This window comes from Actinoallomurus sp. CA-150999 (assembly GCF_050942425.1).
GTDB lineage: Bacteria > Actinomycetota > Actinomycetes > Streptosporangiales > Streptosporangiaceae > Actinoallomurus.
The window spans coordinates 10,131,028-10,156,942 of the sequence record NZ_CP192063.1 but is presented as its reverse complement, the minus strand read 5'-3'; the positions used below and the strand labels follow the sequence as shown (position 1 = coordinate 10,156,942).

The 25,915-nt window shown below is 72.0% G+C and carries 21 protein-coding genes; 12 read left to right on the top strand and 9 right to left on the bottom strand.

The genetic code is table 11. The annotated features are described in order from the left end of the window. Positions 1-34 precede the first annotated feature (34 nt). Positions 35-868, top strand: a complete 834-nt coding sequence (locus ACQP2O_RS46710; protein ID WP_433191392.1) for a glycosyltransferase family 2 protein — start codon at positions 35-37, stop codon at positions 866-868. Here ACQP2O_RS46710 and ACQP2O_RS46705 read toward each other — a convergent pair. Continuing rightward, positions 861-3,059 (bottom strand): HelD family protein, encoded by a 2,199-nt coding sequence (locus tag ACQP2O_RS46705; RefSeq protein WP_433176028.1) that lies wholly within the window; start codon positions 3,057-3,059, stop codon positions 861-863. The genes ACQP2O_RS46710 and ACQP2O_RS46705 overlap by 8 nt on opposite strands. A 100-nt stretch (positions 3,060-3,159) precedes the next feature. Here ACQP2O_RS46705 and ACQP2O_RS46700 point away from each other — a divergent pair, with 100 nt between their 5' ends. After that, positions 3,160-4,938: a PQQ-binding-like beta-propeller repeat protein gene (locus tag ACQP2O_RS46700; RefSeq protein WP_433176027.1), complete on the top strand. Its 1,779-nt coding sequence runs from the start codon at positions 3,160-3,162 to the stop codon at positions 4,936-4,938. Between the two features lie 3 nt (positions 4,939-4,941). Here the strand turns inward: ACQP2O_RS46700 and ACQP2O_RS46695 are convergent, their stop codons facing one another. From ACQP2O_RS46695 to ACQP2O_RS46685, 3 genes are all read right to left on the bottom strand, one after another. Further along, complete coding sequence (locus tag ACQP2O_RS46695; RefSeq protein WP_433176026.1) at positions 4,942-6,063, bottom strand: glycosyltransferase; 1,122 nt, start codon at positions 6,061-6,063, stop codon at positions 4,942-4,944. 68 nt (positions 6,064-6,131) lie between these two features. Then, positions 6,132-7,400, bottom strand: a complete 1,269-nt coding sequence (locus ACQP2O_RS46690; protein WP_433176025.1) for a nucleotide sugar dehydrogenase — start codon at positions 7,398-7,400, stop codon at positions 6,132-6,134. Between the two features lie 13 nt (positions 7,401-7,413). Next, positions 7,414-8,865 carry a glycosyltransferase family 4 protein gene (locus ACQP2O_RS46685; protein ID WP_433176024.1) on the bottom strand — a complete coding sequence of 484 codons (1,452 nt, stop codon included), beginning with the start codon at positions 8,863-8,865 and terminating at the stop codon, positions 7,414-7,416. Between the two features lie 50 nt (positions 8,866-8,915). Here ACQP2O_RS46685 and wecB point away from each other — a divergent pair, with 50 nt between their 5' ends. Genes wecB through ACQP2O_RS46670 form a run of 3 tightly spaced genes read left to right on the top strand, consistent with a single transcriptional unit; the run spans position 8,916 to position 12,878 of the window. Further along, complete coding sequence (gene wecB / locus ACQP2O_RS46680) at positions 8,916-9,983, top strand: non-hydrolyzing UDP-N-acetylglucosamine 2-epimerase (RefSeq protein WP_433191390.1); 1,068 nt, start codon at positions 8,916-8,918, stop codon at positions 9,981-9,983. Then, positions 9,976-10,650, top strand: coding sequence for a hypothetical protein (locus ACQP2O_RS46675; protein WP_433176023.1), 675 nt, complete (start codon positions 9,976-9,978; stop codon positions 10,648-10,650). Before wecB ends, ACQP2O_RS46675 begins: the two co-directional genes overlap by 8 nt. Beyond that, entirely contained in the window at positions 10,647-12,878 is a 2,232-nt protein-coding gene (locus ACQP2O_RS46670) for a glycosyltransferase (protein ID WP_433176022.1), read from the top strand. Before ACQP2O_RS46675 ends, ACQP2O_RS46670 begins: the two co-directional genes overlap by 4 nt. On the opposite strand, the gene ACQP2O_RS46665 is transcribed toward ACQP2O_RS46670, so the two are convergent. From ACQP2O_RS46665 to ACQP2O_RS46655, 3 genes are all read right to left on the bottom strand, one after another. Further along, positions 12,808-13,914 carry an acyltransferase family protein gene (locus ACQP2O_RS46665; protein ID WP_433176021.1) on the bottom strand — a complete coding sequence of 369 codons (1,107 nt, stop codon included), beginning with the start codon at positions 13,912-13,914 and terminating at the stop codon, positions 12,808-12,810. The genes ACQP2O_RS46670 and ACQP2O_RS46665 overlap by 71 nt on opposite strands. A gap of 113 nt (positions 13,915-14,027) precedes the next feature. Next, positions 14,028-15,446: an LCP family protein gene (locus ACQP2O_RS46660; protein WP_433176020.1), complete on the bottom strand. Its 1,419-nt coding sequence runs from the start codon at positions 15,444-15,446 to the stop codon at positions 14,028-14,030. A 44-nt stretch (positions 15,447-15,490) separates the two neighbouring features. Further along, positions 15,491-16,213: a TIGR03089 family protein gene (locus tag ACQP2O_RS46655; protein ID WP_433176019.1), complete on the bottom strand. Its 723-nt coding sequence runs from the start codon at positions 16,211-16,213 to the stop codon at positions 15,491-15,493. On the opposite strand from ACQP2O_RS46655, the gene ACQP2O_RS46650 reads away from it, so the two are divergent. From ACQP2O_RS46650 to ACQP2O_RS46640, 3 genes are read left to right on the top strand one after another with little or no spacing between them, the layout of a single operon-like run. Then, entirely contained in the window at positions 16,212-18,317 is a 2,106-nt protein-coding gene (locus ACQP2O_RS46650; protein WP_433176018.1) for a hypothetical protein, read from the top strand. The genes ACQP2O_RS46655 and ACQP2O_RS46650 overlap by 2 nt on opposite strands. A gap of 54 nt (positions 18,318-18,371) precedes the next feature. After that, positions 18,372-19,268: a glycosyltransferase family 2 protein gene (locus ACQP2O_RS46645; protein WP_433176017.1), complete on the top strand. Its 897-nt coding sequence runs from the start codon at positions 18,372-18,374 to the stop codon at positions 19,266-19,268. Positions 19,269-19,302: 34 nt separating this feature from the next. After that, positions 19,303-20,448, top strand: coding sequence for a glycosyltransferase family 4 protein (locus tag ACQP2O_RS46640; RefSeq protein ID WP_433176016.1), 1,146 nt, complete (start codon positions 19,303-19,305; stop codon positions 20,446-20,448). Here ACQP2O_RS46640 and trxA read toward each other — a convergent pair. After that, entirely contained in the window at positions 20,445-20,777 is a 333-nt protein-coding gene (gene trxA, locus ACQP2O_RS46635) for a thioredoxin (RefSeq protein WP_433176015.1), read from the bottom strand. The two genes, ACQP2O_RS46640 and trxA, sit on opposite strands and share 4 nt — an antisense overlap. A gap of 139 nt (positions 20,778-20,916) precedes the next feature. Continuing rightward, the gene (locus ACQP2O_RS46630) at positions 20,917-21,864 is read right to left on the bottom strand and encodes a lysylphosphatidylglycerol synthase transmembrane domain-containing protein (RefSeq protein WP_433176014.1); all 948 of its coding nucleotides are present in this window, start codon (positions 21,862-21,864) and stop codon (positions 20,917-20,919) included. Between the two features lie 82 nt (positions 21,865-21,946). Here ACQP2O_RS46630 and ACQP2O_RS46625 point away from each other — a divergent pair, with 82 nt between their 5' ends. The 4 genes from ACQP2O_RS46625 to ACQP2O_RS46610 all read left to right on the top strand — a co-directional run bounded on the left by ACQP2O_RS46625 (position 21,947) and on the right by ACQP2O_RS46610 (position 25,885). Beyond that, the gene (locus ACQP2O_RS46625) at positions 21,947-22,654 is read left to right on the top strand and encodes a class I SAM-dependent methyltransferase (protein WP_433176012.1); all 708 of its coding nucleotides are present in this window, start codon (positions 21,947-21,949) and stop codon (positions 22,652-22,654) included. A 90-nt stretch (positions 22,655-22,744) separates the two neighbouring features. Beyond that, positions 22,745-23,869 carry a glycosyltransferase family 4 protein gene (locus ACQP2O_RS46620; RefSeq protein WP_433176011.1) on the top strand — a complete coding sequence of 375 codons (1,125 nt, stop codon included), beginning with the start codon at positions 22,745-22,747 and terminating at the stop codon, positions 23,867-23,869. 34 nt (positions 23,870-23,903) lie between these two features. Beyond that, the gene (locus ACQP2O_RS46615) at positions 23,904-24,971 is read left to right on the top strand and encodes a sugar phosphate nucleotidyltransferase (protein ID WP_433191387.1); all 1,068 of its coding nucleotides are present in this window, start codon (positions 23,904-23,906) and stop codon (positions 24,969-24,971) included. An 11-nt stretch (positions 24,972-24,982) separates the two neighbouring features. Beyond that, positions 24,983-25,885, top strand: coding sequence for a DNA-3-methyladenine glycosylase family protein (locus ACQP2O_RS46610; protein ID WP_433176009.1), 903 nt, complete (start codon positions 24,983-24,985; stop codon positions 25,883-25,885). Positions 25,886-25,915 lie beyond the last annotated feature (30 nt).

Genomic DNA, 25,915 nt, shown 5'->3' with positions numbered 1-25,915 from the left:
GGCGCGCGTGAGGCTGTCCGTCGTCGTACTGACCATGGGCAACCGCCCGGCCGAGCTCGAACGCGCCGTCAAGAGCGCCCTGAACCAGAAGTACGTCGACGTCGAGATCGTCCTCGTCGGCAACGGCGCGGACGTCCCCGGCTCCTGGCCGGAGAACGTCAGGGTGCTCCGGCTGCCGGAGAACGTCGGCATCCCGGCCGGCCGCAACCGCGGCGTCGAGGCGTCGACCGGAGAGCTGATCCTTTTCCTCGACGACGACGGCTGGTACGAGTCCGCGGAGCTCGGCGCGCGCCTGCGGGACATGTTCGACGCCGACCCGAAGCTCGGCATCGTCTCGTTCCGGGTGCGCGACCCCGAGGGCGGGCCGGGGGAGCGGCGTCACGTCCCCCGGCTGCGCGCCGGTGACCCGCTCCGGTCGTCGGACGTCACGACGTTCCTGGGCGGCGCCTGCGCCATGCGCCGCGCCGTGTTCGACATCGCCGGCGGGCTGCCCGAGGACTTCTTCTACGCCCACGAGGAGACCGACCTCGCCTGGCAGGCCCTGGGCGCCGGATACCGCATCGTGTACGACGCCGAGTCGGTGATGTTCCACCCGGCCGTCGCGCCCACCCGGCACGAGATGTTCTACCGGCTCAACGCCCGCAACCGGGTCTGGCTGGCGCGCCGCAACCTGCCCTGGCCGCTCGTGTTCGTCTACCTGGGCGTCTGGGTGGCGATGACGGTCGTCCGCGAGCGCAACCGGGCCGCGCTCCGTCCCTGGCTCAGCGGCTTCCGCGAGGGCTGGCGCAAACCGGCGGGCCGCCGCCGCCCGATCTCGTGGGGCACCGTCTGGCGCATGACCCGCCTCGGCCGCCCCCCGGTCATCTGACCGTACGACGGGCGCCGGCGAGGATGGCCTGCCAGGCCGGGGCGGTGGTGAGGACGGTGAGGCGCTGGGTGGCGCGGGAGACGGCGACGTAGAGCGTGCGCAGTCCCATCCGCGAGTAGTCCGCGATCTCGCCCGGCTCGACGATCAGGGCCGCGTCGAACTCCAGGCCCTTCGCCTCGAGCGCGTCGAGGACCTGCACGCGCTCCGGGAGGCCGGGCAGCGGCGGGGCCGGGTGGCCGACCGGCAGGATGACGCCGACGGTGCCCTCGACCGCCTCGGCGAGGGCGGCCGCCTCGGCGCGGACGTTCCCGTCGAGGGTGGGGACGTGGCGGATCAGCGGGACATGGCCCGAGGCGCGCACCGCGCGGGCGGGCCGGGCCTCCGGTACCGCGTGGGCCAGCACCCGCGCGGCCACCTCCGCGATCTCGGTCGAGTTGCGGTAGTTGGTGGTCAGCTCGAAGGTGTGGCGGGGGCGGCGGCCGAGGGCGGTGTCCATCGCCTTGCCCGCGGCGGCGGAGTCCTCCCAGGCGCTCTGCGCCGGGTCCGCGACGATCGTCCAGGTCGCGTGCCGGCCACGCCTGCCGAGCATGCGCCACTGCATCGGCGACAGGTCCTGCGCCTCGTCCACGACGATGTGGGCGTACTCCACCGGGAGGTCCTCATCGTCCTCGTCGTCGCGGCGCATGGCCTGCTCGCGGCGCTCGACGTAGGTGGTGAGCTCCCGCAGGGTCAGGTCGTCGTCGTCCTCGGTCTCGACCTGCTCGCCCGTGAAGACGTTCACGCCGTCGATCACGAACGGATCCTCCGCCTTGCGCTTCTTCGCGCTCCGGGCCGGTCGCGGCCGGGGCCCGAGGATGGTGCCGACCTCGTCGAGCAGCGCGATGTCGAGGTACGACCACGGGCCCTGCCAGGACTCCGCGAGCGCCTTGACCTGCCGGTCGTTGAGGGCGCGACCGGCGGCGCGGCGCAGCCGTTCCCCGTCGGCCAGCGAGCGCAGCACGTCGGCCGGGCGGCGGACCGGCCACCAGGCGCGCAGGAACTCCACGAAGCGCCGCTCGTCGCGGACGCGCTCGGTGAACGCCGCGCGCGTCGTGGGAGCGTCGTCGAGGCCGCCGACCTCCTGGAAACGCTCCCAGAGGGCGGCGAGGAGGAGTTCGGCCGCACGCGGATAGGCGGTGTTCACCGCGCCGTGCGCGTTGCGGTGGACGTCCCGGCGGACGCGGTCGAGCGCGTCCCGGTCCAGCGCGACGACGACGCCGCGGTAGACGGTGCGCAGCTCGTCCGGGCTGTCCGGCGGGGTGTCCTGGACGGCGCGGCGGAGCAGGCGCGTCATCATCGGGGCGCCCTTGAGGCGGGCCATATCCGGCGCATCGTGGCCGGCGGCCTCCGCTCCCGGGAACAGGTCGCCGAGCGAGCGCAGGGTGGCGCCGCCCTCACCGAGGGACGGCAGCACGCGTTCGATGTAGGCGGTGAACCGAGGGTTCGGGCCGACGATCAGCACGCCGCGCGAGCCGAACCGGCGCCGGTGCCGGAACAGCAGGTACGCGACGCGGTGCAGGGCGACCGCGGTCTTGCCGGTGCCGGGACCGCCTTGGACGATCACGGTGCCGTCGGCGGGGGCGCGGATCACCTCGTCCTGCTCGCGCTGGATCGTGGCGACGATGTCCCGCATCACGCCCTCGCGGCTGCGGGCCAGGGAGGCCAGGAACGCGCCGTCGCCGACGATGGTGAGGTCGGGGCGGGCGTCCGGGATGAGCAGGTCGTCCTCCAGGTCGACGACCTTGCGGCCCCGGCAGTGCAGCACGCGGCGGCGCACGACGCCCTGGGGGTCCTCCGGGGTCGCGCGATAGAACGCCTCGGCCGCAGGAGCGCGCCAGTCGATCACGAGCGAGTCGTGCTCGCTGGTGCGGACGCCGATCCGCCCGACGTACAGCGTCTCGCCGCCGACCAGGTCGAGACGCCCGAAGACGAGGCCCTCCTCGGCGATGTCGAGCGCTTGGCTCCGGACGGCGGCCTGGTGGACCATCGCGTCGCGGTCGACGAGTGAGCCCTTCGTGCCGGCCTGCGCCTGGCGGTACCCCTCCTCGAGCATCCGGCGGGCGGCCGCGCGCATCTCCTCGAGGCGGGCGTACGCCTCGTCGACGCGGGCCTGCTCTGCGGCGATCTGCTCGTCCTTGACGGTGGGCACCATGGAGCAATTATCGGTGTGATGCGCCCGAACCCCGTACGCTCGGAGGTCGGTTGCCTGGGTCGGCCGGGGCCGGCTGGTCGGGAAGACGCGCCAAGGGGAGGTGATCACGGTCGAGGCCGTGCGGAGCCGCAGGCAGGTCATCACGAGTGCCCTGACGGCCCTGCTGGCCGTGATCGTTGGCGGGGTGCTGGCCGACCATTTCGTCCTTCAGGCGGAGTGGTGGCAGGTGAACCGCACCGTGACGCAGGCGCCGCAGCCGCCGCTGGGCGACCTGGGGCCGCCGGCGACGCCGGTGACCACGAGCTGGCAGCTGAGCACGCCGGTCGGCGACAGCGACCTGCCCGCCTACGACCGGGTGGCGTACTCCATCGTCGACGGCCAGCTCGTCATCGTGTCCGGGCATGGCCTCGACGTCCGGGACGCGCGTACCGGTGAGGAGCGGTGGCACTACTACCGCGCCGAGTGGTCCATGCTCGGCTGGGCGCGCACCGGGCAGGTGCTCGTCGCGTACCTCGAACGGACCGGGCACCGCGGCAACCGCCTCATGGTGGGCCTGGACGCGGTGCACGGCACGCTGCTGTGGCGGCAGCGGGGCGACGTGCCCTCCGTGATCGACCGGACCACGCTGCGCTGGCCGGCCGCCGGCGGTGTGGTGTTCGTCACCGAGGACGGGCGGCACACGCTGTACGGGCGTTCGGCCACGACGGGGCGGCGGCTGTGGACCAAGCGGCTCCCACACGGCTGCCTGCTGCCCGAGGCGGTTCCGTACGCCTCGGACAGCAGCGAGAGCATCGCCGCGTTCAGCATCGACTGCGGGGCGCGCGACCGGGTCCTGGTCGTCGATCCGTGGAAGGGCCGGACGAGGTTCACCGTCCTCACCCGGAACACCGCGCGCTCGGCGATCGCGGTCGGCGGCGACGTCACGGTCATCTTCGACGGATCGTCGCTGCAGGCGTTCGACGGGCGGGGGCACGCCTTCCTGCGCCGCGTCGGACAGGACGTGTGCCACAACATGTGCCCGGTCGCGGTGACCGCGGGCCATCTGCTCGTCGCCTACGAGACCGGGCAGCGGCCCGAGGACGCGACGCCGACCCGCCGTCTGGAGTCGGTGGACATCGCGACGGGCGCGTCGTCCTGGTATCGGGACATGCCCGGATACACCGCCCTGTCGGTCGCGGGCGGCCTGGTGTACGGGCTGCGGTCGCGGCTCGCCGATCCGCTGCTGCCCGCCGGGGTGGACGTCATCGATCCGGTCAGCGGGAACGGCACCACCGTGCCGATCCCGGTGGTCCTGCGGGCCGGCCTGGACGGCGTCCGGCCGTGGCTCGCCGCGGGCGGAGGGCTGCTGTACGTCGCCGCGCCGGCCGCGCGCCCGCGCCCGTTCGGCGCGGCCCGGCTGGTGGCGCTGCGCGGCGGGATGCGTGGCGAGGGACCGCCGGAGCTCGCGGGCGTTCCGCCCCGCCGGTGGCCGGACGCCTGCTCCCTGCTGCCCAAGCGCGACCTGCCGCGCGGCTACGCCGGTGAGCCGACGCCGGCGACCGTCGACGGCCTGCGGCTCCCCGCGGGCTGCACGTTCCGGCCGCACCACGGCCGCGGGCGGGACCCCGACGGGCCGCAGCGGGAGGCGGGCGTCCTGTCGGTCACGGTGCAGTGGGTCGCAGCCGACGCCGGCACCGCCAAGGCGCTGTTCGCGGCGGCCCGCGACACGCAGAACGGCACCCGCGTACGGGCCGGGGACGAGGCGTACGCGATCGGCACGTCGTCCGGCACGGTCGTGATGCGGGTCGGCAGCGCGGTCGTCACCGTCAGCTCCGGGGCGCCCGACACGGCGACGCGGCTGGCGGCGGTGGTCGCCGCCCGGCTGCGCAGCGCCGCCTGAGCTTCAGACCACCCGCGGGGACAGCTCGGCGGACGGGTCGGCGGCGGAGTGGGCCCAGTCCTCGAGCTGCGCGACGAACACCCGCGCCTGCACGGGCCAGTGGAAGCGCGCGCGGGCGGCCTCGTGCCCGCGTTTGCCCATCTCCAGCCGCATCGCCGGGTCGTCGCGCAGCCGCCGGACCGCGGCGGCCGTCGCCTCGGGATCCTCGAACGGCACGACGAGACCGCAGTTCGCATCGCCGACGATGCGGGCGGCGATCGGGTTGGGCGTGCTGATGACCGGGATGCCGCGGGCCATGTACTCGACGACCTTCGTGGGCATCGAGTGCCGGTAGTTGGGCGTGTCGTGCAGCAGGGACAGGCCCGCGAGGGAGCCCTCCGCCATGCGCAGCGCCCGGTCGTTCGGCACGAACCCGTACCAGCGCAGGATCCCCTCGCGCTGCGCGTCGCGCAGCAGCGGCCGTACGTCGGCGTCCGCGCCGCCGATCAGGTCGAGCATGATGCCGTCGGCGTGCACCAGGCGGGCCAGCGTGATCAGCTCGTTCACGCCGCGGGCGAACGACAGCTGCCCGACATAGATGATCCGGTCGTCACCGGGCGGGGCGGGCGGCGCGTCCGGCACGTGGGTGGTGTTGGGCACCACCGGGTGCGGCCGGCGGAACCGGTCCTGGTACCCCTCCTCGGCCAGCAGCAGCTTCAGCCGCCGCTCGGCACGCCGCTCCATCCGGCGTACCGCGAACCGCAACGGGATGCGGAGGGGCGCGGGCAGCCAGCCCTTCGCACCGAGCGCGGCCGCGGTGTCCTCGTGCACGTCCCAGACGGTGCGCGAGCGCAGCCGGTGCGGCACCGCCAGCAGCAGCTCCGGGTCGTGCAGCAGGAGGATGTCGGCCTCCTCCGCGTGCGCGGCGAGGGTGCGGCGGGCCTGGCGCAGGGCGCGCAGCCGATTCCGGCCGGTCGCCCTGGGCACATCGAGCGGATCGATCTCCGGCCAAGGCGCCACATTGCACGCCCGAAAGGGCGCCACATAAGTCACGTCGTGGCCGGCGTCCAAAAGCGCGCGGATCTGGCGGTGCAGAATTCGCGCGTCCTCAGGATGGTGCACGACGGTGCACACGAAGATCCGCATGGCAATCACTTCCCCCGGACTCTCGCGTGCGCAGACGAATATTCGGTGAACTCCATAAGGCGATCAGGTCACAGGAGTTCGACGCGTTCAGCGGCCGTTTCCTCGACGCGGCGGGTGGCGCCGCGAGTGTCGAACAGCAGCCGCGCGTGCCGGGTGAGGCTCTCGGCGTCGTACTCCTGGTGGTCCGTCACGACGATCACGAGGTCGGCCTCGGCGAGCGCCGTGTACAGCACGCGGGCGCGCGGGATCTCCTCGCCGTCGACCTCCCAGGCCTCGACGTGCGGGTCGTGGAAGCTCAGGTCGGCGCCCAGCTTCCGCAGCCGCCGGGCGACCGGGCGGGCCGGCGACTCGCGCTGGTCGGCGATGTCGGGCTTGTACGTCACGCCGAGCAGGAGCACCTTGGCGCCCTTCATCGCCAGTCCCTCGCGGTTGAGCAGGGACTGCGCGCGCTCGACGACGTAGCGCGGCATCCGGTCGTTGATCTCCTGGGCGAGCTCGACGAACCGGAACGGGTAGCCGAGGGACCGGACCTTGTAGGACAGGTAGTTCGGGTCGATCGGGATGCAGTGCCCGCCGACGCCGGGGCCCGGGTAGAACGCCTGGAACCCGAACGGCTTGGTCGAGGCGCAGGCGATCGCGTCCCACAGGTCGATGCCGAGCTCGTTGCAGAACACCGCCATCTCGTTGACCAGCGCGATGTTGACGTGCCGGTAGGTGTTCTCCAGCAGCTTGGCCATCTCGGCCTCGCGCGTGCCCTTGGCCTGCACGACCTGGTCGACGAACTTGCCGTAGAACGCGGCGGCGGCGTGGGCGCAGGCCGGCGTCAGGCCACCAACGATCTTCGGGGTGTTGCGGACGCCGTAGACCGGGTTGCCCGGGTCGATCCGCTCCGGGGAGAAGGCCAGGTGGAAGTCCTCGCCCGCGACCAGGCCCGACTCCTCCAGGATCGGCCGGACGACCTCCTCGGTGGTGCCCGGGTAGGTCGTCGACTCCAGCACCACGACCGTGCCCGGCTCCAGGTGCCGCGCGACCGTCTGGGAGGCCGACCGGACCGCCGTCAGGTCGGGGCCGCCGTCGTTCGACAGCGGCGTGGGCACGCAGATCACGATGGTGCGCGCACCGTCGAGGATGTCCTCGTCCCGCGTCGGCGTGAAGCCGGCGGCGAGCATCTGCTCGACCTCCTCGGCGCTCACGTCGTCGACGTGCGAAAGGCCGGCCTTGAGCCCGGCGACGACACGCGCGTCGCGATCCAGCCCGCCGACCCGGAGGCCGGCGCGGGCGGCCTCCCGCACGAGCGGGAGGCCGACGTAGCCAAGTCCGATGACCACCAGATCCACCAGGTGGCTCCCTTCACGATGCTGCGGAGGCGATGTCCCGGTAGGCGCCGAGACAGCGGGCGGTGACGGCCCGCCAGGTGCGGTTCGCCGCGACCCACTCTCGGGCCGCGTGTCCGATTTCGCCGCGTAGCTTTGGACTGTAAATCAGCTGGTCGAGGCAATTCGCCCAGGCTTCCGCGTCTTCCGGAAGAGTTAACGTGCCGGTCACGCCTGGTTCGATGATTTCGCGAATCGCCTTGACATCACTTGCTATTACTGGGAGTCCCCCTGCCATCGCCTCCAGCGGTTTCAGCGGAGTCACCAACTGGCACACTCGGTCCGCCCTTCGCGGGACCGCGAAAACATCGAGGACTGCGTGATACCGACGTACCTGATCGACCGGCACCCGGCCAGTGAAGATCGCCGGGACCTTGAGCTCGGCGGCGCGCCGCTCGAGCGCCGGCCGCTCGGGGCCGTCGCCGACGAGCAGGAGCGTGAAGTCGCGCCGCAGCGCCGCCGCCTCGATGAGCGTGTCGATGCCCTCGAAGCCGTAGAAGGTCGAGGTCAGGCCCACGACGACGTCGTCCTCGGCGATGCCGAGGTCGGCGCGCAGCTTCCCGGCGTCCGGCAGGGGCTCCAGGAACTTGTCGTCCACGGCGTTGGGCACGACGAGCACGTCGCCGATGCCGCCGCGTCCCTGGATCTCGGCGCGCATCGCCTCGCCGAGGGTCACGACCAGGTCGGCGTCGCGCATCCGGGCGGTCTCGAGCTCCCGGGTGAGCCGGTAGAACTCATCCTCCGTCGACCGCGCCGGGTCCCGCGACAGCCAGGAGTCCTCCAGGAAGCCGCGGACCTCGTAGACCACGGGCAGGCCGTACCTTCGCCGAAGTTCCAGCGCGACGGCCGCGTTGAGGTGGTTGCTGGCCGCGTGCAGCACGGTCGGCCGCAGCTCCTCGACGAGGCGTCCGGCCAGGTCGGCGGCCTTGCGCACCTCCTGCACGGGCCCCTTCGGCGGCAGCCAGGGGAGCAGCCGGTGGTAGGGGATCCCGTCGACCTCGCACGTCGCCCGCGCGTCCCGGACGCCCTGCGTCAGGGGGTATCCGAGCCGGGTCACGACGTGCGGGTCCAGGCCCAGCTCGCGCTGGGCGGACACGATCCGGTGCGTCCGCACGGTGTACCCGGCCTGCGTGCGCGGCAGCGCGTTCGTGACCAGGTGCAGCACCGTGTTCCCGCTGGGATCCGCGGCGCGTGCGGCCTTCTTGGGCCGCGCCTCGGCAGCGTCGGCCAGCAGCGCGCGCAGGTCCTCGGTCTCGCGGTCCTGGCGCTGCGGGGCCGGTGCGGCCAGCGCGCGGTACCGCGCGCGAATTCCGGCGGGGGCCACGCGAAGAGCCAGCCGTACGGCCAGCCGGACCGCCCGTCGTGGATCGGCACGGGCGTGCCGCCACGCCAGCACCGTCCAGAAATAGATCATCTTGGCCACCTGCATGGCGGGCGAGGTTAGGGATCGTCCGTGAACGAAAGGGAAACGCAACTGTGATCGCGCATGTCCTCGGTGCCCGGCCGAACTTCGTCAAGGCGGCACCGGTGATCGCCGCGCTGTCCGAGACGGGACGCGAGCAGCGGGTGATCCACACGGGTCAGCACTACGACGAGCGCATGTCGGAGGTGTTCTTCCGTGACCTGGGCCTGCCCGAGCCCGACGTGAACCTGGAGGTCGGCTCCGGGAGCCACGCCGTCCAGACGGCTGCGATCATGGTGGCGCTGGAGAAGGAGTTCACCGAGCGTTCACCCGAGCTCGTCATGGTGTACGGCGACGTGAACTCCACCATCGCCGCCGCGCTCGTCGCCGCCAAGCTCCACATCCCGGTCGCCCACGTGGAGGCGGGACTGCGCAGCTTCGACATGACGATGCCGGAGGAGGTCAACCGCCGGCTCGTCGACCAGCTGTCGAACCTGTGCTTCGTCACCAGCCCGGAGGCCGTCGGCCACCTCGCCGCCGAGGGCGTGAGCGTGGACCGGGTCCACTTCGTGGGCAACCCGATGATCGACACGCTCCTGGCACACCTGGACAAGTTCGACACCGAGGCCGTGCGGCGGACGTACGACCTGCCCGAGCGGTACGCCGTCGCGACCCTGCACCGGCCCGCGAACGTCGACGACCCGGCGATCGCGGCCGGGCTGGTGAAGCGGCTGCACGAGATCGCCGAGCTGGTGGACGTCGTCATGCCGGTGCACCCGCGCGGCCGGAAGGTGCTCACCGAGGCCGGGCTGGACGCCCACCCGCGCGTGCGCCTGCTCGAGCCGCTCGGCTACGTGGAGTTCGTCGCGGCCGTACGCGGCGCGGCGGCCGTCGTCACCGACTCCGGCGGCGTGCAGGAGGAGACGACGATCCTCGGTGTGCCGTGCCTCACCCTCCGGCCCAACACCGAGCGGCCGATCACGATCACGCACGGCACCAACCGGCTCGTCACCGCGGACGACGTGGTCCCGGCGGTCGCCGAGGCCCTGGCCGCGGGGCGCGGTGAGCAGGAGCACCCGCCGCTGTGGGACGGCCACGCCGGACCGCGTATCGCCCGCGTCGTGGAGGGATGGCTCGGTGGCTGACCGGCAGGTTGCCCGGCTGAAGGCGGCTCTGGCCGACCGTGAGGCACGGGTCCAGATCCTGGAGGCGCGGGTCGCCGCCCTGGAGGGCTCGACCTCCCTCAAGGTGGGCCGGGCCGTCACCGACGCCGCCCGCAGCCCCGGCAAGGGCGTCGTCCAGCTGCCGCGCGAGCTGTACCGCATGTGGCGGCACCGGGGCGCGCCGAACGTCGTCACGTCCGTCGACGCGCGCGAACGGCCGATGTTCACCGCGCGCGACGAGGACCGGCTGATCGCGGCGGCGCCCGCGACGGGTCTCGTGGTCGCCGGTGTGCTGGGCCCGGCCGCGACCGAGTCTCTGGAGGAGGTCGCGCACGTCGTGCCGCTGATGCCGCACGACGCCGCCCTGGTCCTCGACACGACCGACGTCGACCTGGTGATCGTGGACGCGGCCGCCGGGGAGCCCGGCGGGCCGTGGGCGTACCTGGGCGTCCCGGGCGTGCCGGACCGGGATCGGGCGCTGCTCGCGCTGCTGGGCGTGGCCCGCGACCGGGGCCGTCCCGTCGTGCTCGCCGGCACCGCCCCGGCGATCGCCGGATTCGGCTGGGACGCCACCGTGCCGCCCGGCACGCCGATCGCCGAGGCGCTGCCGGGCCTGTGCACCCGGTTCGGCATCGAAGAACTCACATGACCCTGCGAGAAGGAGAACGCGTGCGCGCTCTCGTGTACGGCGACGTCGACCTGAACATCATCGACGGGTCGGCGATCTGGGCCCAGGGGATGGTGCAGGCGCTGCGGGTCGCCGGCGTCGAGGTGACGCTGGTCCTCAAGGCCCCGGTGAAGACCGGACGCCTCGTCGACCCGCTGGAGCGGCTGTCCGGAGTGACCGTGCGGCGCCGGCCCGAGGACGCGACCACCTCGCTGACCGTCGAGGAGGCCGCGGGCCTGCTCACCGAGCTCGATGCCGAGGAGCCGTACGACCTGGTGGTGGTGCGGGGCAAGCGGCTCGCCGTGCGCCTCACCGCGACGCCCCTGGCCGGGCGGCTGTGGACGTACCTCACCGACGTGCCGCAGACCGTCGCCGAGCTGGACGGGAAGACGCGCGGCGAGCTGGCGGCGGTCGCCAAGGCGTCGCGGTTCCTGCTCTGCCAGACCGAGGAGCTGCGCTGCCACCTGGAGGGCGTGCTGCACAAGGCGGCGGGCAAGTGCGTGCTGTTCCCGCCGGTCGTCGCGCTGCCCGAGGGCCTCGAGCCGGCCGAGGAGAAGGCGCCGCACCGGCCGCTGAAGCTCGTCTACACGGGCAAGTTCGCGCCGCGCTGGAACACCTATGAGATGACCGCGCTGCCGCGCCGCCTGGCCGCCCGCCGGATCGACGCCGAGCTCCACATGGTCGGCGACAAGATCCACCACGACAAGAAGGACCCGGGCTTCTCCCGTCGCATGCGCGTGGCCCTGGAGTCGACACCCGGCCTGACGTGGCACGGCGGCCACCCGCGCGCCGAGGCCATGCGCGTGTCGTCCGGGTGCGACATCGGGCTCTCCTGGCGCCACCCGGAGCTCGACGCGAGCCTGGAGCTGTCCACCAAGGTCCTGGAGATGGGCGCGCTCGGCCTGCCGGTCGTCCTCAACCGTACGCCGATGCACGAGAACCTCCTCGGCGCCGACTACCCGCTGTTCGCTGCGACCGAGGACGACGTCGTCGACGTGCTGGCGGAGGTTACCGACCCGGAGGTCTACGCGCTGGCCCGCCGCCGGTGCCTGGACGCCGCGAAGGCGTTCTCGCTCGACGCGGCGGCCGGCCGGCTCCGTACGTACCTGGGGCAGGCGTTCCCGCCGCCGCTGCGCGAGGGGGCCGAGCGCCCGACGCGCGTCGTCGTCGCGGGGCACGACCTGAAGTTCTTCACGCGGCTGCTCGACCACTTCGGCTCGATCCCGGACGTCGAGGTGCGCGTCGACCGCTGGCCCGCCCTCGGCACCCACGACCCGAAGGTCAGCACCGAACTGGCCGAGTGGGCCGACGTCATCATCTGTGAGTGGTGCGGGCCGAACGCCGTCTGGTACACCGAGTGGCGCAAGAAGCACGGCCGCCCGGACCAGCGGCTCATCGTGCGGCTGCACCGCTTCGAGCTGTACGGCGCGTGGCCGGCCCGGCTGGACATCGACCTGATCGACCAGGTCGTCTGCGTGAGCCCGTCGTACGCGGAGCTGACCCGCAAGATGACCGGCTGGCCGGCCGAGAAGATCACCGTGATCCCCAACTGGGTGGACGTGGCGCAGTTCGACCGGGCCAAGCTCCCGGGCGCGCGGTACCACCTCGGGATGATCGGCATCGCGCCGTGGCGCAAGCGCCTCGACCTGGCCGTGGACGCCCTGGAGGAGCTGCGGAGGGAGGACCCGCGGTTCACGCTGTTCGTCAAGTCGAAGCTGCCCTGGGATCTGCCCTGGATCTGGAACCGCAGCGAGGAGCGCGAGGCGTACGAGGGGCTGTTCCGGCGGATCCGGCGCTCGCCCCTGCTGGCGCGCTCGGTCGTCTTCGACCCGGCCGGGCCGGACGTCGCCGCGTGGCTGCGCCGCATCGGCTTCGTGCTGTCCACCAGCGACGACGAGAGCTTCCACCTGGCGCCCGCCGAGGGCATGGCGTCCGGGGCCGTCCCCGCGCTGCTCGGCTGGCCGGGCGCGGACACGATCTACGACAAGCGCTGGATCCACGAGTCGCCGTCCGCGATGGCCCGGGGCATCGCCGCGATCGTCGCGGAGGGGCGCTGGGACGACGAGAGGGCGCAGGGCCACGCGGAGCTCGCGCGGTCCTACGCCCTCGATCTCGTCGCCGAGCGGTGGGTGGAGCTGCTCAGGCCTTCTGCGGACGCCGCAGCGGCACGAACGCCCACGACATATCCGGCTCAAGCGCCCAGTGCATGACCTTGCGGACCGGCGGGGTGCAGAGCAGTGTCGCCAGCACCGCGCCGGTCGCCGCGGTTCCCAGCACGCCCGGGATGGTGTGCAGGAACGCCGCGTCGTACCAGCCCATGTACTCCATCCCCTTCGTGAAGAAGCCGTGGAGCAGATAGGCGTACAGCGTCGCGCCGCCCAGGCCGGTGAACCACGTCTCGCGGGTCGGCACGAGTGACAGGAACGCCGCCACCAGGACGGTCGCCGCGGTCATGAGCCCGAGCCGCATGGCCGAGCCGGTGAGGTTGTCGACGTGCATGACGGCGTTGCCGCTGCGCCAGTACACCCACTCGGTGGTCATGTGCCGGTCCGCGACGAAGAGGACGAACGCGAAGCCGACGACGAGCGTCAACGCGCCGAGCACCCGCGCCTTCCGCTGCTTCAGCAGCTCGAAGTGCTTCGGCTTGAGCATCAGACCCAGAACGTAGAACGGCACCAGGCCGAACACGCGGTTCATCTCCAGGTCGTCCGGCAGGTCGCTCATGCCCGCGAGCACGGAGACGCCCACGGCGACCGCGACCGGCCACCGGATCTGCTGCCAGACCGGCGTGGACAGGCGCCACAGGAACAGCGCCATCAGGAACCAGGTCAGGTAGTACGGGTCGAGCAGGCTGATCTCGAAGCTCGAGTTGCCGACCGCCCAGTGGTACGTGGAGTACGCCGTCTCGAAGACGACGTACGGCACGCCCAGGTTGGTGATCAGCTTGCGCGCCTTGCCCCCGGAGAACGTGAAGTTCCGGGAGAAGTAGCCGGTGATCACGATGAACACCGGCATGTGGAACGTGTAGACGAACAGGTAGAGCGCGTGCGCGACGCGAACGTCGCGCAGATCGACGATCGAGTGGCCGGCGACGACCAGCACGATCGCGAGGAACTTCGCGTTGTCGAAGAACGGATCCCGCCGGCGGCGCGGCGGAGGCGGAGCCTCGTCGCGTACGACCGGCAGATCAGGGATCGTGACGGGGCCCTGCGGGCCTTCTGCGGAGTGCGTGATGGGTGTGGTCATCGATTCCAGAGATGTGGGGCTGGCCGTCCGGGTCGAGAATCGACCATACAGACAGTCAGCGGCACATGCAGGGCGACGCCCGAACTCTCAGCGGGCTCACAGCTACAGCGCGTCTACGATTTGTCCGCGCAGGGGTCCGCCGCAGCGTTCACCGCGCCGGCCGAGGTCGAGGCGGGGATGTTCGACGACCCCGCGCTCTTCAGGCCCTGCCAGTCGGGTCCCAGGACGAGGTCCACGGTCCCGGCCGGGGTGTCCTGCCCGGCGACGGGCTTGGCTCCCGGGACCACCTGGGCGAGCGCCGCGGCCTGCTGGTCGGCGCCGGCGCCGTAGAGCAACTCCGTCTGACTCGGCTTCGTGCCGCTGAAAGTGCCGACCTTCCCGACCTGGTACCCGCGCTGGGTGAGCTGGTCGCCGACCCGCCCGGCCAGACCGGTGGTCGTCGTGGCGTTGAGCACCCGGACCTTCACCTGCGACGGCTGGAGCTTTACCTTCTTGACCGGCGTCTCGGCCTGCACCTTGTTGTCGTTGCGGATCGCGGAGAACAGGTTGTTCGCGTCCGGCTGCTTCCAGACGAGGCGGTTCGGGTCGGGGGGGTAGAGCATCCACGGAGTGGTGATGAACTGCACCTTGCCGGCCGACATGCCCTGCACGCTGCCGGCGACCTTCTTCATCTCGTCGACCGTGAAGTCCTTGTCGGTCGTGACGGACTTCGTCATGGCGTCGAGGAAACTGAGCAGCTTCGACGGGTTGGTCAGCGTGCCGTTGCTCGTGGCCGCCTTCACGACGGCGCCGAGGAACTTCTGCTGGCGCTTGATGCGGCCGGTGTCCGATCCGTCACCGAGGCCGTGCCGCATGCGGACGTACGCCAGCGCCTGCTCGCCCTTGACGGTGTGCCGCCCGGCGCTCAGGTACAGCTTGCTCGACTTGTCGGCGACGCGCTTGGGCAGGCAGATCTTTACGCCGCCCAGCGCGTCCACGACCCGCTTGAACCCCGAGAAGTCGACCTTGACGAAGTGATCGATCCGGATGCCGGTCAGCGTCTCGATCGTGTGCCACGTGCAGCCGGCGCCGCCGTTGTTGAACGACTCGTTGATCATTCCCAGGTGCGCCGGGATCGTGTGACCGCTGGTCGACTTGCACTGCGGCAGCTGCACCATCGAGTCACGCGGGAAGCTGATGCCGACGGCCTTTCCCCCGCCCGGGGACAGGTGCAGCAGGATCATCGTGTCGGAGCGTTCGCCGACGTCCCGGCCGTACTTGGCGTTCGCGCCGTTCCGCTGGTCCGAGCCGATGAGCAGCACGTTGAGGGACTTGTTCAGCTTCGGGGGCCGCTTGCCACCCAGCTGGGCGGCGACGTCCTCGTGCTTGATGTTGCCCTCGAGCTTCCGGTACGCCGCATAGGCCGCGAGGCTCGTGCCGACGAGGACGACCGCCATCGCGATCGAGGCCCACCCGATGACGCGCCACCAGATCCCCCGCTTCGGCGGGGGACCGGACGGGTAGTCCTGGTCGAGGTACTCGTAGTCGATCATCGGCCTCATAGGCTAGGGGGAGCGTATGGAACGGTCGATCCGGTCTAGATCACAGAAGTCACATGTTCTACGGCGATTCGGCGTTCCAAGCTTGATCCGTCGAGGTTTTGGCAGATTATTACTGATCCGTCGGAGGTCAAGGGGCCGAGCAAACCTCTGAGGATTCCTTGAGGTGTGTCGAAGCCCACAGTAGTGAGCACGCGAGCACCCTCCGGCGTGCCCAACGCCCGGGCCTCGGCCATGAGTTCCGCCCCGGTCAGGACCTGGTCGGCGAACTCCACCGCCGGCACGTCCGGGTCGAGGACACCCCCGGAGAAGCGGTCGCCGTAGGCGCGGACCTCCACGGCGTAGTCGGTGACGCCCGGAGGGCAGTCCGCCAGCGGCGCGCCGAGCGCATGCAGCGACAAACCGACCACCTCGGCGGTCGTGTCGGCCGCCTCGGCCAGCCGAGAGGGCCCCGCCGCTACGATGTCGGCGTCGCCCGGGATGGCGCGGTCACCGACCGGCACCGCCGTCAGCCCGGCCGACCAGCACGCGAACAGCCAGACGGCGGTCTGCCAATGCCCCGGAAGGGCGAGGGCCACTCGTCCGGACGGTACCGCACCGAGTCCGTCGACCAACAGGTTCGCGGTCTTGGCCACCCAGTTGTCGAACGTCTTGACCGACAGCTCGACACGCTCACCGGTGGCGTCGTCGTAGAAGGTGACGAGCGGACGGGACGGATCGGCGGCCAGTGCCCCGCGCAGGAGCTCAACGGGATGTGACATGAAAGTGAAGATTACGGCCACCCGGGCTCCCGGCTCGCGCGGCCGTTACTCTCCGGACTCGATGGACGACATCGACGGGGCGCCCGGGGCATCTCGGGCGGACCTCCTTTTCGCACGCCTCACCGTCGCCCCGGTCCTCCTCCTGGTCTCCTGGTTGGTGGTCGGGCTGCCGCTGCTGATGGCGGGGGTGTTCCGGCCGTGGGTCGCCATCCCGCTGTTCGTCGTGGTCGCGGGGCCAATGCTGATCTTCGGCCTGCGGGCGGTCCGGCCGGCCGGCCGGACCCCGGGCCGGTTCTCCTGGTGGCCGCTGGCGGGCGTCCTCGCGGTCGCGGTGGCGTTCGGCGCGCTGCAGCTGGTGATGTGCTCCCAGCAGATCGTCGTGCGCCGGGACCCGGCGTCGTACTTCAACTTCGCGACCTGGCTGGAAGGCCACGGATCCCTGCCGATCCCGCAGATGCGCTGGGCGTTCGGCGGCGGCGACGGCGCGCTGACGTACGGCAGCCCGGCGTTCTACCAGCGTGGCGGCGTCCTCGTGCCGCAGTTCATGGCCGGGATGCCGCTGATCGTCACGCCGGGCGGCTGGCTCGGCGGCCCGTACGCGACGCTGGCGATGATGCCGCTGATCGGCGCGCTGGCCCTCATCTCGTTCGCGGGCGTGGCGGCCCGCCTCATCGGCCCGCGGTGGGCGCCCGTCGCCGCGCTGGCGCTCGGGCTCACCTGGCCGATGATGATGGTCTCCCGGTCGATCTACAGCGAGACCGGCGCCCTCATCCTGATGTTCGGCGGCCTGGCCCTCACGCTCGACGCCCTCCGGTCGGGCCGCCGCCTGCCGGCGCTGATCGGCGGGCTGGCGCTCGGCCTGGTGATCCTCGTGCGCATCGACGGCATCCGCGACGTGCTGCCGGTGCTCGCCTTCGCGGGGCTGCTGCTGGCGCTGCGGCGGCGCGCCGGCCTGCCCCTGCTGGCGGGCCTGACGGTCGGCGTCGGCGCGGGCCTCCTCGAGGCCGTCGTCATGTCCCGGCCGTACCTGCACTACCTCGGCGCGTCGCTGCGCCCGCTCGTGTACATCGCGGCGGCGGTGGTCGTCGCCACCGCTCTCGCGAGCCTGGCGATCCGCCGCTGGGGGCTGCCGGACCTCACCCGCTTCCGGCTGCCGGACCTGGCCGTCCCCGCGACCTTCGCGGCGCTGGCCTTCTTCGCCGCCCGCCCGATGTTCCAGATCGTCCGGCGGGTGCCGAACAACACCGACGATCGGGTCAACGCCTCCTTCATCGCCGCGCTGCAGAAGACCGCGCACCTACAGCTCGATCCGAACCGGCAGTACAACGAGCTGAGCCTGCACTGGGTGGCCTGGTACATCGGCGTCCCCGCCGTCCTGCTGGCCGCCGTCGGCCTCGCCCTGGTCCTACGCGACCTCCTGCGCCGACGCCGTACCGACTGGCTCCTGCCGTACGCCCTCGTCGTCTGGACCACCCTGGCGACGCTCTGGCGGCCGGGCATCACCCCGGACCAGCCGTGGGCGAGCCGCCGCCTGGTCGGGATGGTCATCCCGGGCCTGCTGCTGTTCGCGCTGTGGGCCGTCGCCTGGACGGCGCGCCGCGTGCGGAGGCTCCGCCCCTCGCGTCCGCTGTGGATTCTTCTCTCCGCGGTGGGTGCGCTCCTCATCCTGGTGCCGACCGCGATCGCCTCGGCGCCGATGGCGTTCGCGCGGACCGAGGAGCGCGAGGTCTCCCAGGCACGGGCGATGTGCCGCGCCATCGGCCCGAACGCCTCCGTCCTCATCATCGAACGCGTCACCGGCGACCGGTTCGCCCAGCTGATCCGTGGGATGTGTCACACGCCCGCCGCGCGCGTGCGCGTCCTCCCCGGCTTCAAGACCGCGCCGAACGAGGACGTGATGCGGGTCGTCCGGAAGGTCGTCGCGGCGGGCCGCCGGCCGGTCCTGCTCGGCGCCGACGGGTCCGACGTTTCGCCGTACGGGCCGGCCCGCCGGGTCTTCCACATCCACACCCGCCGCGACGCGAGCACGCTGGTGACGGCCCCGCAGGGTACGTGGTCGCTCACGATCAACGTCTGGATGAGCGATCCCATGTACAGAGGGTGAACAGTGCGTACGCTAAGAACCGTGGATCGGACTGGGCGACTATCCTCGCCGGGCGTGACTAACACGCCCCATGTGACGATCGTCCTGCCGTGCTACAACGAGCAGGACCACGTCATCGACGAGGTCGAGCGCATCTGCAAGGCGATGGACGCCAGCGGACACACCTACGAGCTGCTGGCCGTGGACGACTGCTCGACCGACCAGACACTGGCCCGCCTCGAGGACGCCGCGCCGCACTACCCCAACATGCAGGTGGTGCCGTTCCACCGCAACGGGGGGTCGGGCACCGTCCGGCGGATCGGTTCCCAGCAGGCCCGGGGCGACATCGTCGTCTGGACCGACGCCGATATGAGCTACCCGAACGAGCGCATCCCGGAGCTGGTCGACATCCTCGACCAGGACCCGACCGTGGATCAGGTCGTGGGTGCGCGCACCACCGAGGAGGGCACCCACAAGTTCCTGCGGGTGCCGGCCAAGTGGTTCATCCGCAAGACGGCCGAGCGGCTCGCCGGGCAGAAGATCCCCGACTTGAACTCCGGCCTGCGGGCGTTCCGCAAGGACGTCGCCGAGCCGTACCTCAAGCTGCTGCCGCCCGGATTCTCCTGCGTCACGACGATCACGTTGGCGTTCCTGTCGAACCAGCATGACGTCCGCTATGTGCCGATCGACTATGCCAAGCGGGCCGGCAGCTCGAAGTTCCACTTCGTGCACGACGCCTACCGCTACATCCTGCAGGTGCTGCGGATGGTGATGTACTTCAACCCGCTGAAGGTCCTGATGCCGCTCGCGCTGTGGCTGCTGGGGCTGGGCGTGGCCAAGGGCATCCTCGACATGGTCCTGCACCCGCTGCGGTTCGCGATCAACACTGTGCTGATCTTCGTCACCGGGTTGATCATCGCGTCGATGGCGTTGCTGGCGGACCTGATCGTGCGATCTCGGGGAGACACGTGAGCCGGAGCGACGTGACGGGGAGGCGGGGCCGACCGTGAAGATCGCGATCATCGGCCCCGCGTTCCCGTACAAGGGCGGCGGCGCGCACCACACCACCGAGCTGGCGCACCGGCTGGCCGCCGCCGGGCACGACGTCACGCTGGAGTCGTGGAAGGCGCAGTACCCCTCCTTCCTCTACCCCGGCGAGCAGACGATCGCGACGCCCGAGGGCGAGCCGTTCCCCGGCACCCGGCACGCGCTGGCCTGGTACCGCCCGGATGGCTGGCTGAGGACCGGCCGCCGGCTGCGCTCCCAGGACCTCGTGATCCTCGTCGTGCTCTCGCCCGTGCAGGTCCCGGCCTATCTCGGCATGCTGATGGGCCTCGGCTCCCGCGACGGCAAGGGCCCGCAGGTGATCGCGTTGTGCCACAACGTCCTGCCGCACGAGCGCAAGCCGTACGACGTGCCGCTGATGCGGCGGCTGCTGACGCGCGCCGACGGCGCGCTGGTGCACTCGGCGCAGCAGGCCCAGCTCGCCCGTGACCTGGCGCCCGGCACTCCGGTGCGCACGGCGGTGCTGCCCGCCCACCTGCCGACGCCCCCGCATGGGACGCCCATCCTCACGGGCACGCCGGAGGGCCCGTGGAACCGCCTGCTGTTCTTCGGCATGGTCCGGCCGTACAAGGGCCTGGACGTGCTGCTGCGCGCGCTGGCGCGGGTGGACGACGTCGCGCTGACCGTCGCCGGGGAGTTCTGGGGCGGCGCCGAGGAGACCCGCGCGCTGATCTCCTCGCTCGGGCTGGGGGAGCGGGTGGAGCTGCGACCCGGCTACGTCCCGGCCGCGGAGGTGCCGGAGCTGTTCGCCCGGGCGGACGCCCTCGTCCTGCCCTACCGCACCGCGACGGCCTCCCAGAACGTCTTCATGGCCTACGAGCACGACGTCCCGGTCATCGCGACGCGCGCCGGCACCCTCGCCGATCATGTTCGCGAGGGCGTCGACGGCGTGCTGTGCGAGCCCGACGACGTCGACTCGCTCACCGACGCGCTGCGCCGGTTCTACGCGCCGGGCGAGCCGGCGCGGCTGCGGGCGGGCGTGCGGCCCGTCGACTCCGAGCCGCACTGGGCCGCCTATCTGGAGCAGCTCCTCACGGCCGGGCCACTCGTCGGGAGCGGCACCGGCGGTGCGGAGCGATCGGCCTAGATGTGCGGGGTGATCGCCTTGAGGAGGGCGCGCTTCGGCTTGGCGCCGGTGATCTGCTCGACGACCTCGCCGTCCTTGAACAGCAGGAGGGTCGGCAGCCCCATGACGTTGTACTTGCCCGGGGTCGCCTGGTTGTTGTCGTAGTCGAGCTTGGCGATCTTCAGCTTGCCCGAGTACTCGGAGGCGATCTCGTCGAGGACCGGCGCGATCATGCGGCACGGGCCGCACCACGTCGCCCAGAAGTCGACCAGGACGGGCGTGTCGCTCTTCAGGACATCCTGGTCGAACGTCGCGTCGGTCACGGTGATGGGCTCGGCCACGGGAGCCATTGTCTCTCCTTCCGGTACGCCGCACGTGCGGCGTCGGTCAACACCGAACACAAGGCCGGTGGACCTGGCGATATTCCAGCGGGGAGAGGCTAGTCCACCGGGAGCGCCCAGAGGGTGATCCGGCCGGGCGCGTCCGGGGTCAGTCCACCGGGTGCCCGACCGGCTCGGCGTCGTCCTCGACGATCACGGGGTGGCGGGTGCCGAGGAGTACGGCGGCGCCCGCCCACGCCAGGTCGGCGACCGTGAGGACGACCCGGGAGGCGAGCGCGACGACCAGGGGCGCGCCGGCCGCCGGCAGGACGGGCCCGAGCGTCACGGTCAGCGCGGCCTCCCGCACGCCCACGCCGCCGGGCGCGATGACGATGATGAACCCGGCGGTGAACGCCAGGGCGTACGCCCCCGTGGCGAGGAAGAGGCCGTGCCCGCCGGCCGCCCGCACCAGCAGCCAGGTGTGCGCGCCGAACAGCAGCCAGCCCAGCGCCGTCCACGCGACCGAGACGGCCATCGTGCCGAGCCCGGCGGTGCGGGCCAGTGGCTGCCGGCGCGCCAGCCGGAGGGCGCGGTTCAGCGCGAAGGCCAGGACGCGCGGATGCAGCATGGCCAGGAAGATCGGCGCGAGGACGAGCAGCCACCAGTAGCGGCGCGTCGCGTCCGGCGAGGTGAACGGCAGCGTCACGGTGGCGACCGCGCACCCCGTGGAGATCGTCGTGGCCATGGACAGCACGCCGGCGCTCGCGCCGCGCTCGCGCGGCACGTGGTGCTCCTTGGCCAGCTCCATCTGGGCCACCAGCGCCCACACCGACCCGGGGATGTACTTGCCGAGCTGGGACACGAAGTAGACGCGGACCGCCGCCCGCAGCGGCAGCGGCGAGCCCAGGCCGCTCAGCAGGCGGCGCCAGGCGAGCATCCACGTGCCGAGCCCGAGCACCCCCGCCAGCAGCGCGGCGCCGACGTACGGCCAGGACAGCTGGGTGACCGCGCGACGGGTGTCGTCCCACTGGGAGAACAGCCCGTAACCACAGAAACCCAGCGCGACGACGACCAGGGCGATGCGCGCGAGGCGGCTCGCTCGCAGGCGGGAGATCACCTGGCCAGACTAGTCGGTACGTCCCGGTGAACACTCGGTGATCAGCGGGTACGCGGTCTGGACGAGCCGTAAAGTGAATCCGATGAAACTCAATGACGCGAAGGCCTTCGTCGGCCATCAGGTGCACGTGTGCCGTTACCGCGAGGCCGGGACCCTCCTGCGGTGGATGGGCGACGACCTGCGCGGCAAGCGGGTGCTCGACGTGGCCGGTGGCGACGGCTACTGGGCCGGGCAGGCCCGCAAGCGCGGCGCGCACGCGGTCTCGATCGACCTGGCGCGCGGCAAGATGCTGTACGGGCAGACCCTGAAGCACCCGCCGGCGCTGATCGAGTGCGACGCGCTGCGGCTGCCGTTCGTCGACGGCAGCTTCGACGCCCTGCTGTCGGTGTGCGCGATCGAGCACTTCGACGACGGCGGCAAGTCGCTGGACGAGATGTCGCGCATCCTCAAGCCCGGCGGCGAGCTGTTCATGTCCGCTGACGTGCTGAGCCGCTCGCGCGAGTGGCCGAAGCTCCGCGAGGCGCACTGCGCGAAGTACCACGTCCAGCACACCTACACGCATGAGAGCCTCGGCGAGCTGCTGGGTGACCGCGGCATGGAGCTCGTGGAGTACTCCTACCAGTTCCGCAGCCGCGCGACCGAGCGTCTCTACCTGTCCCTGTCGGCGTACGGCGGCCGGATGGGATTCAACGCCGCCGCGCCGCTCACGCCGCTGGTCGCGCTCGCCGACAAGCGCAGTCCGAACGACCGTGGCAGCATCGTTTTGATCAAGGCGCGCAAGAAGGGTTGAGATCCCCCTGTCGACGATCGATCGGCGTAGGCTTCCGATCGGGGAGTGATCCCGACCACATCGGCACCGAACGGAGGGGGCGACACCGTGGTGCCTCGTGTGCTTGTCGACGCGACCGCCGTGCCAGCCGACCGTGGCGCGCTCGGACGCTACGTCGACGGGCTGATCGGCGCGCTGCATCGTGCGGACGCCGATCTGGCCGTCGTCTGTCAACGGGCGGATGAAGAACGATACGGAAAGCTGGCGCCGAAGGCGCGTGTCGTCGCCGGCCCGACCGCCATCGGGCACCGCCAGGCGCGCCTGGCCTGGGAACAGACGGGCCTGCCGCTGATCGCGCAGCAGGTCGCCGCGGAGGTCGTGCACGAGCCCTACTACTCGATCCCGCTGCGGCCCGGCGTGCCGATCGTCGTGACGATCCACGACATGGCCTACTTCACCGATCCCGAGGCGCACAACCCGCTCAAGACGACCTTCTTCAAGTCGGCGACGCGCACCGCGGTGCGGCGCGCGACCCGGGTGATCGTCCCGTCGAAGGCGACCCGTGATGAGATCGTCCGGCTGCTGGGGGCCGATCCGACTCGGATCGACGTCGCCTACCACGGCGTCGACCACACGATCTTCCATCCGCCGAGCGAGGAGGAGCAGGGGCGCCTGTCCGACCGGCTCGGCCTGCACGGATACCCCTACATCGCGTTCCTCGGCGCGCTCGAGCCGCGCAAGAACGTCCCCAACCTCATCCGCGGCTGGGTGGAGGCCGTGGCGGACCTGGAGCGCCCGCCCGCGCTGGTCCTGGCGGGCAGCGGGGGATGGGACGACGAGCTGGACGCCGCGCTCGCCCACGTGCCGTCCCGCCTGCGGCTGATCCGGCCGGGCTACCTGCCGTGGCCGTCGCTGCCGGGGTTCTTCGGCGGGGCGCTGACCGTCGCCCTGCCGAGCCGGGGCGAGGGGTTCGGCCTGCCGGTCCTGGAGGCGATGGCCTGCGGCGCGACCGTGCTGACGACCCACCGCGCCTCGCTGCCGGAGGTGGGCGGCGACGCGGTCGCCTACACCGAGCCCGATGCCGAGGGCATCGCGGCGGCGCTGCGTGCGCTGATCGACGACCCGGAGGGGCGGGGGCGACTCGCCGAGGCGGCGCACGCCCGTTCCCGGGATTTCACCTGGGCGGCGTCCGCGGAGGCCCATATGGCGGCCTACCAGCGCGCCGTCGAACAGTAGGGTGACTGGCCAGGACCGATGAGGGAGGGGCACCCTGGAAGCGATTCTGCTGGTCGGGGGTAAGGGTACGCGGCTGCGGCCGCTCACGATCTCGACGCCGAAGCCGCTGCTGCCGACGGCAGGGGTGCCGCTGCTGGAGCATCAGCTGCGCAAGGCGAGCGCCGCGGGCATCCGCCGGATCGTGTTCGCCACGTCGTACCGCGCCGCGATGTTCACCGAGGCGTTCGGCGACGGGTCGCGGTTCGGCCTGGAGCTGGTCTATGTGACCGAGGACGAGCCGCTGGGCACGGCCGGCGCGATCCGCAACGCCGCGTCGAAGCTGACCTGCGACGCCGACAGCCCGGTCGTCGTGCTCAACGGCGACATCCTGTCCGGCCACGACCTGGTGTCCCAGGTGGCGATGCACGAGAAGTCCGACGCGGCCGTCACGATGCACCTCACCCTGGTCGACGACGCGCGGCGGTACGGCGCGGTGCCGACGACCTCCGAGGGCAAGGTCATCGCGTTCGTGGAGAAGTCCCCGAAGCCGCCGACCAACCAGGTGAACGCCGGCTGCTACGTCTTCCGCCGCTCGGCGATCGACGCGATCCCCACCGGCCGCGTGGTGTCGGTGGAGTACGAGACGTTCCCTCAGCTGCTCGCCGCGGGTGAGACGATCATGGGGTACGTCGAGGGAGCGTACTGGCTCGACGTCGGTACGCCGGCGACCTTCGTGCAGGGCTCGTGTGACCTGGTGCTCGGCCGGATGGAGTCGCCGGCCGTGCACTCGGGCGGGGGCGTGCTGTTCCTCAACGGCTCGTCGGTCGCCCCGGAGGCGGCCGTCTCCGGTGGCACGACCGTCGGCGCCGGAGCCGTGGTCGAGTCGGGCGCGACGGTGGAGTCGAGCGTGCTGTTCGACGGGGCCGTCGTAGAGCGCGGGGCGCGGGTGTCGCGGTCGGTGCTGGGCCGGGGTGCGCGGATCTGCGCGGGCGCGGTCGTGGAGGACGCCGTGATCGGCGACGGCGCGATGGTCGGTTCGGGCAACGAACTGCGCGACGGGCTGCGCCTGTGGCCCGGCGTACAGCTTCCGGAGACGGCCGTGCGGTTCTCCGCCGACGGCTGAGCGGACGCGATTTGCTCGCTCAGGAGGCCCGTACCCGGACGTGGCGGCCGCCGTGGCCGGTCGACGTGGGGCTGACGCTGTCGCCGCACCGCCGGGGCACCGGCGACCCGGCGTTCGCGATCACCCCGGACGGGGCGGTCTGGCGGGCGTCGACGACCCCGGACGGCCCGGGCACGCTGCGGCTGCTGGCGTGCGGTGCCCAGATCGAGGCCGAGGCGTGGGGGCCGGGGGCGTCCTGGCTGCTGGACGGCGTGCCGGAGCTGCTCGGCGCGGCCGACGACCCGTCGTCGTTCCGCCCGGAGCACGAGATCCTGCGCCAGGCGGCCATCCGGCTGCGGCACTTTCGCATCGGCCGGACCCGCAACGTCTTCGAGGCCCTGGTCCCGGCCGTCCTGGAGCAGAAGGTCGTGGGCAAGGAGGCCTGGCGGGCCTGGCGCTACCTCGTGCGCGAGTTCGGCGAGCCCGCGCCCGGCCCGCTGGACCTACGGGTGCCGCCGCCGCCCCGGACCTGGGTGATGATCCCGTCCTGGGAGTGGCACAAGTCGGGCATCGAGGCGGTCCGGGCTCGTACGATCATCGGCGCCGCGCGGGTGGCGAGCCGCCTGGAGGGCGACGACACCGAAGAGGTCGACCGGCGGCTCCGCTCGCTGCGCGGCATCGGGGTGTGGACCTCGGCGGAGGCGCGGCAGCGGGCCCTCGGCGACGCCGACGCGGTCTCGGTCGGCGACTACCACATTCCCGGCATCGTGGGCTGGGCGCTGACCGGCCGGAAGGTCGACGACGCGGGCATGCTCGAGCTCCTCGCCCCGTACGCCGGGCACCGCTACCGCGTGACCCGCATGCTGGAGCTGTCCGGCGCCGCCCCGCCACGGCGGGGCCCGCGAATGCCGGTCCGCGACTACCGCCGCTTCTGACGTCCGGGGGGGCGATGGGAATAACGGGGA

Coding starts and splice junctions, on each gene's coding strand:
- ACQP2O_RS46655 (WP_433176019.1), bottom strand. CDS start 16,213: ATGTCACATCCCGTTGAGCTCCTGCGCGGGGCACTGGCCGCCGATCCG.
- ACQP2O_RS46705 (WP_433176028.1), bottom strand. CDS start 3,059: ATGGTGCCCACCGTCAAGGACGAGCAGATCGCCGCAGAGCAGGCCCGC.
- ACQP2O_RS46710 (WP_433191392.1), top strand. CDS start 35: ATGGGCAACCGCCCGGCCGAGCTCGAACGCGCCGTCAAGAGCGCCCTG.
- ACQP2O_RS46650 (WP_433176018.1), top strand. CDS start 16,212: ATGAAAGTGAAGATTACGGCCACCCGGGCTCCCGGCTCGCGCGGCCGT.
- ACQP2O_RS46625 (WP_433176012.1), top strand. CDS start 21,947: ATGAAACTCAATGACGCGAAGGCCTTCGTCGGCCATCAGGTGCACGTG.
- ACQP2O_RS46695 (WP_433176026.1), bottom strand. CDS start 6,063: ATGCGGATCTTCGTGTGCACCGTCGTGCACCATCCTGAGGACGCGCGA.
- trxA (WP_433176015.1), bottom strand. CDS start 20,777: ATGGCTCCCGTGGCCGAGCCCATCACCGTGACCGACGCGACGTTCGAC.
- ACQP2O_RS46670 (WP_433176022.1), top strand. CDS start 10,647: ATGACCCTGCGAGAAGGAGAACGCGTGCGCGCTCTCGTGTACGGCGAC.
- ACQP2O_RS46660 (WP_433176020.1), bottom strand. CDS start 15,446: ATGATCGACTACGAGTACCTCGACCAGGACTACCCGTCCGGTCCCCCG.
- ACQP2O_RS46685 (WP_433176024.1), bottom strand. CDS start 8,865: ATGCAGGTGGCCAAGATGATCTATTTCTGGACGGTGCTGGCGTGGCGG.
- ACQP2O_RS46665 (WP_433176021.1), bottom strand. CDS start 13,914: ATGACCACACCCATCACGCACTCCGCAGAAGGCCCGCAGGGCCCCGTC.